Origin of the sequence: Antarcticirhabdus aurantiaca (genome assembly GCF_009765365.1) — a bacterium.
Classification (GTDB): Bacteria; Pseudomonadota; Alphaproteobacteria; order Rhizobiales; family Rhizobiaceae; genus Antarcticirhabdus; species Antarcticirhabdus aurantiaca.
Genome location: NZ_VTOM01000049.1, coordinates 1 through 5,717, shown reverse-complemented (window position 1 = coordinate 5,717; position 5,717 = coordinate 1). Strand labels below are relative to the sequence as shown.

4 protein-coding genes, 1 tRNA gene and 1 pseudogene are annotated in these 5,717 nt (G+C 60.6%); 4 read left to right on the top strand and 2 right to left on the bottom strand.

Annotated features, from left to right (window positions below):
• The first annotated feature begins 235 nt into the window (after window positions 1-235).
• The 3 genes from FZN60_RS28415 to FZN60_RS28405 all read left to right on the top strand — a co-directional run bounded on the left by FZN60_RS28415 (window position 236) and on the right by FZN60_RS28405 (window position 1,488).
• On the top strand, window positions 236-520 hold the full coding sequence (locus tag FZN60_RS28415) for a hypothetical protein (protein ID WP_158877756.1): 285 nt from the start codon (window positions 236-238) through the stop codon (window positions 518-520).
• A gap of 166 nt (window positions 521-686) precedes the next feature.
• Window positions 687-1,142 (top strand): hypothetical protein, encoded by a 456-nt coding sequence (locus tag FZN60_RS28410; RefSeq protein WP_158877754.1) that lies wholly within the window; start codon window positions 687-689, stop codon window positions 1,140-1,142.
• Between the two features lie 269 nt (window positions 1,143-1,411).
• A tRNA-Pro gene (locus FZN60_RS28405) sits at window positions 1,412-1,488 on the top strand.
• A gap of 273 nt (window positions 1,489-1,761) precedes the next feature.
• Here the strand turns inward: FZN60_RS28405 and FZN60_RS28400 are convergent.
• A pseudogene (locus FZN60_RS28400) lies at window positions 1,762-2,536 on the bottom strand (IS5 family transposase).
• Window positions 2,537-2,890: 354 nt separating this feature from the next.
• On the opposite strand from FZN60_RS28400, the gene FZN60_RS28395 reads away from it, so the two are divergent.
• The gene (locus FZN60_RS28395; protein WP_158877752.1) at window positions 2,891-3,598 is read left to right on the top strand and encodes a hypothetical protein; all 708 of its coding nucleotides are present in this window, start codon (window positions 2,891-2,893) and stop codon (window positions 3,596-3,598) included.
• A 1,660-nt stretch (window positions 3,599-5,258) separates the two neighbouring features.
• Here the strand turns inward: FZN60_RS28395 and FZN60_RS28390 are convergent.
• The coding region (locus FZN60_RS28390) for a pyruvate kinase alpha/beta domain-containing protein (RefSeq protein ID WP_304505927.1) at window positions 5,259-5,717 on the bottom strand (459 nt) is incomplete at its 5' end.

Here is a 5,717-nt window from a genome sequence, read left to right as displayed (position 1 = left end):
GAACGTCCACCTGTCGCAGCTTGGCGACGATCTCTTCCGGGCTCGGCTTCTTCCTCGGCATTCTCGGCATCCTCCAAAGGCTCAAAAGCCTACTTCAGGGAGGGCCACTTTTCAGGGGGCAGACCAAGCCCACCCGCCGGGTTTCTACCGCACGGAGGATACTGCCGGGGGCCTTACAATCGGTGACCCCGGAGCCGGGCAGAGGCGGCCGGCTAGACGCAATATAGCGGCTCGCTTGCCCGTCGACAACTCGCCGCCACGGCCGGACCCTGTTCCCGAAGCGCGCGCCGAGGCCGAGGCCTTCGTCGCCAAACCGCAGGACATGCGCGCCGTCGCCGAACAGAACCGCGTCGATGCCGAGGCCGGTACGTTCCTCGAACAGGCCGAAGTCGATCAGGTGCGGGCTGAAGGCCGGCCAACCGACACAGACGAAGACGAGCTCGTCGCTGCCGACGGGACCTTCCAAGATGCGACCGCCTATGGCGAGGCGCTGAAAGCGGCCGTGGGGTGCCTGATCTGATGGCGACGCGATACATCCCGGATGCCGACACATCCCGGATGCCGACTGCTTTGCAGCTGCCAACGCCGCCTCCGGGGAGCGGCTGACCCGCGAGGAGGTGGAGGCCGCCTTCCAGCGCGTCGTCGACCACAAGGCCAAGCTCCAGGCCTCCGGCGACATCACGAACATGGCCGAGAAGCTGCGGCGCTTCGCCGATGCCGAGGTCGAGCGCACCCGCGTCGCTGCCGCGCTCCAGAAGCGCCACGCCGCCCTGAACATCCTGATCCGCGATCGGCTCGACCAGACGGTTCAGGGTTTCATCAGCGCGGGCATGACGCCGCGCGCCGCGCTTCTCGCCGTTATAGAGGGAACACAGCGCGGGATTGAGGGCGGACGCAACTCCGTCGCCGCGCTGAACCTCGCCTATGAGGCGCGCTACATGGGCGCCATGCTGTCGGAGATCCAGGCGAACCGGCGGCACCTTGTCGATGCGCTGCGCGACCCACGCATGGATGCCGACGTCCTTGCGCGAGATGGCCGAGCTCAAGCCGGACGGGAAGCCGGGGATCCACCGAAGGGCGGGCTGTTGCCAGCGCGCCTGGTCATCAGCCCCTTCTCAACGAGTGAAAGGCAGGCAGCATGATCGGCGCAGCCAGACCCGGTCACGAAGTGGGAGCGAGTGCGGCGCCCGCGGCCGAACTCGTCAACGCCGAGGGCGTGCTGGAGGATATGGAGGGCGACCATCAGCCAGCCCTTCGCGACCCTGAACGAGCCGGGAACATCGCGCGGGACTTTCCGTGGGAGTCTTCTCCCACGCTGCGTCCTCTCGGCCTTCCTGTTCCGACTTTGTGCCCGAGGGCTCGTTTTCCCGCTTGCGCCCAAAACCCTATGAGGCTAAGGCTCCGAACCAGTCGGAGTGTAGCGCAGCCTGGTAGCGCACCTGAATGGGGTTCAGGGGGTCGAAGGTTCGAATCCTTTCACTCCGACCACTTTTTCCTATTTTATGCCAATGGTTTAGAGGCGCTGATGCGCTCGGCGTCGCGTGGGTGGATGTGTGTTGGGCAGCACCGGGGTAGCACGAGGACCCAAGCTTCCTTGCTCTCTCTATCGGCTTAGGGACGTTAGAGGCCTCCGGTGCAACTTCAACGAAGCGCAGCGCTCGTTGCGAGGCTCGTGTGCAAGCTTGCCCCGTAGCGACAAACACGACCTGTTCGCCACTCGGCCCGATCCACGCCTCTTCAGCGAAGCGCGGCTATCGTCTGTTAGCGCCTGATCCAATCGAGCGCGGCTGCGAAACAGAGGACGCCGAGGAAGCTGGCGGCAGTCTTCCTTCTCGTAGCGGGTGGCGACGGCGCGCCGCTCCTTCACCCGCGCCCAGAGACGCTCGACCTGATTGCGGTTGTTGTAGATCCAATCCGGGCAGGCGACCGACGCCTCATGGCGCAACGGCGGGATCGTCGCCGCCCGCCCATGTCCCAGATGTGCTGACGGAAGGCTTGGCTGGTGTAGCCGCGATCGGCCACAACCCACTTCGGGACACCCGGCAGATAGACCATGAGCGGAACGGCGTGCGACAGTTCGTGGGCCTGTCCAGGAGCCAGGCGGAAGGCGATGGCATACCCTGCGCCATCGGCCATCACTTAGGCCTTGGTGCTACAGCCGCCACGAAAGCGGCCAAGCGCCTAACGTCCGTCTCGCTCTTTTGCAGATCTCCCTCCTTTCGACTGGCTCCCGCGGCCTTCTGGTGTGCTCGGATGTTGGTCCCGTCCAGGAACATCATGCCGAGCCTGACGCTCCACTCGTGGACCAGCGACAGCAGCTTCTGCCAGACGCCGAGCCGCGCCCAGCGGATGAAGGTCTGGGCCGCCATCCGCCAGGGACCGATCTCGGCGGGAAGCGAATGCCATTTGGCCCCGTTCTGGTGACGCCAGAGGATCGCCTCGATGGTGCGCCGGTTGTGCGGGCTCGGCACCTTGCGTGCGAGCGGCAGGCCTCGATCCGCCGATCCAGCGCAGACCATTGCTCGTCGCTCAACATCTCATAAGCGCCACACAGGTTATGGCATTTGATGCCCGGAGATCGCTTCGCATTCCCCCGGGCCATTCCGTACAACGACTGCGGTGACGAGCATCCGTCGCGCCGCTGCGTCCCTTTCTCAGCAAGCTGCCGCGACCGGAAGGGCTCGCAAACGTCCGTGCCCGCGCTCACCCATGCGCCGCCGCTGTGATCCAATCGTGGGGTGCGTCAGAGGGTCAACTCTGTGAGAACGACGCAACCAACCTTGCCTGGGTCCATATGTGAGGCGGAATGACTTTCGTAAGGGATGGGTCGAACATACATCTTCTAGGGAATAGTCGGTACCTTCAATCAGATGTTGTAGTGGAATGGGACATGCACGAAACGTTGAAAGCCGATCTTTGGGCGGCACGGGCATGCCGCCAAGCGCAGCTGCTCACCCGCATGAGAAGCCTTTCAGAGGAAAAGCGGATCGTCATCGACTATCTCACAGATGACGATTGGAGGCGGTGCCAGTTCATGGCTGGCGGGTTACCAGATGAGCGGCGCTTGCTCTTCGAATTGTTGATCACCGATATGAGGTGGGAATTACGTGACGCGCAATATTCATCGTCAAATGGCCACGCAAGAAAGGCGCTCGCTCGCATATGCAAGCTGAGGAGGGGGCGACGTGAGAAGTTATTGAAGTCAGCGCGGAAGGATTTTACCATCTTGGGTGCGCTTGGTCCGGAAATAGAGCGCATCTTGTCGGACGACGTACCAGATAATGATCTCTTAGAGCTGATAATGGCCTCTATTCGGCGACTTCCACGAGAGAAGCCAGGACCGAAAAATGATCTTGAGCGCTGTTTTCTTGCGCGTCTGAAGAGGGTTCTGGCGATATGTGACAAGCGCCTCACGGCGAGCAAAAGGGAAGTGCATGCACCTGGCCAAGACTGGATCGCATTTCTTGCCACTCTGATGAAGGCGTCCGGCTTCACCATCGGAAATAATCAAGACGCTGCGACAAAAGCCCTGAACCTGCTTGTCGGCCGGACGGGCAGAGAAAACGCTCATCGAAAAGTGCCTGGAATTCTGCACTAAATTCATCTTTCCCTCGCTGCCGAAGCGGGCGATGGTGCTGTTCATGTCAGAGCCAATACCACGACTCCTTCGCCGGAATGAGGCCGCTGCTTATGTTCGAGACAGATGGGGCGTCCCCCTCGCTGTAGCGACGTTGGCAAAGCTCAGTTCAGTGAGCAGCGAAGGGCCGCCGTTCTTCAAGGCAGGGCGCTACCCCTTATATGACCCTCGCGACTTAGATGCGTGGGTGTTAAATAAACTCGGACGGAAACGGAGGTCGACCTCCGATATCTAACCAGAAGGGAAACTGGCCGCTCCAGTAACGTTGCTGCCTCAGCCCTCTGCTTCCACACGATGATCGTCATGTTCGCCGCTAAGTAGCGGTCGAGCTCGCCCGTGTGGATCGCCACCGTGTCAAGATCGTCCGCTTGTAAACCTGCACCGATGACGACCACCTGGGTCGGCATATGGAGATCCTTTACCTTAAGGTATTGAAAGGAGAAAACAACATCACCAACCTAACCGAAGATCCCATTCCATACCGAAGTTCACTTACAGGGTCGATCACGGACGCTTACGCCGAACTGGTCACTAGCCGGATTAGTCAAGGATGGACAGCGTGTCTCGTTACTTTCACGTTCAAGCGAATACCTGGTCCAACGGCGTCAGTGCGGAATAGGATGTTAGCAGGAGTGAGCGGCTTCTATTCGAAGATTCTGACTAGAATTGTTCGGAGACCACGTTCGTCATGCAGTATCGATTATCTGCCACTCCTCATTGGCTCGTTAGATGTACCAGTACATAAGCAGACGAAGACCTCACTTAGAAACTGGACCGTAAACGGGGGACTGCATGCTCATGCCGTTCTCGTCATCCCCCCATTGTCGCGCCTAACTGGATCGGTAGAAGTCCATATTGATAGAAACGCCGCCATCTACCGCGGTCGCGAGATCGACCGCCTAGACGTCCGTCTCATCGCTGACGCTGCCGACCACGAGCGTGTCCTTCGGTATGTCCTCAAAGCACCGCTGAACGGACGGCTCGACACCGACGAGAGCTTGATCATCTTGCCCCGCGCCAGATCCGAACTCTGAGGGAAAAGAACGCGGATATCGCAAGATTTAGATGGCGAGAGCAGACGACACACCAAACCCTTCTGCAAGTGTCGACCCGTTTGTATGTTGCTTTGTTATTTAGTCTAATAAGATGGAGAAATGCACCATGATGGATCGAGTGAGAGATCGCCCTGAAGTCGCGGTGCCTGCTTGGACGCTCTCATATCCTGCAGAAATGAGAGAATTCCTAGCATGCTTCGGGTATGATGAGACCGACTTGCCGCAAGCCCGGGAATTCAATCTTGAACTAATCGACATTTCGGACCTCTGCCGAGGTCAAAATAGGCATGTATTTCGCATCAGCTATGAGATGTTGCTGGAGCGATGGGCTCCAGTTCTGGAGGGATATGAGCATTGCTCTGATCCTCAAACTTCATCAGAAAACCCCTAAAGCGAAGGCGCTTACGCCCGGTTGGCGATTTGGCGTATCCGGGTCCAGATATGCTGGCTCGGACGTCTGTGCTGTAACCTGAGCCCCGTCACCGAGATTGATATCACAGAATGCCCAGGTCATCGCTTGCCAGGCGATCGGCACCGACAGCAGGTCCTTCACCCCCAGACAGCGGCTAGACCGCTGAAAGCCCATCGGAGCCGATGTAGGCGATGCGCAGCATGTTGGTGGCGCCCGGCGTTCTCAGCGGCACACCCGCCGTGACGATCAGGCGCTCGCCCGCGCGGGCATAGCGCTTCTCGACGGCGATGCGGCAGGCCCTGTCGACCATGTCGTCGAGGCTGTGCGCATCCTCCGTCACGACGCAGTCGAGACCCCAGACGAGGCTCAGGCGTCGTGCCGTGGCCAGAACCGGCGAAAGCGCCAGGATCGGAATCTGCGGGCGCTCGCGCGCCGTGCGAAGGCCCGACGTGCCGGTTGCCGTGTAGGTCACGATCACCGAAACGGCGAGCGTCTCGGCCATCTGGCGCGCGGCGAGCGACACGGCGTCGGCGCCGGTGGCCTCCGGGGCCGGACGCTGGGCGAAGATGATGCCGGGATAGAGCGGGTCCTTCTCGACGCGCTCGGCGATGCG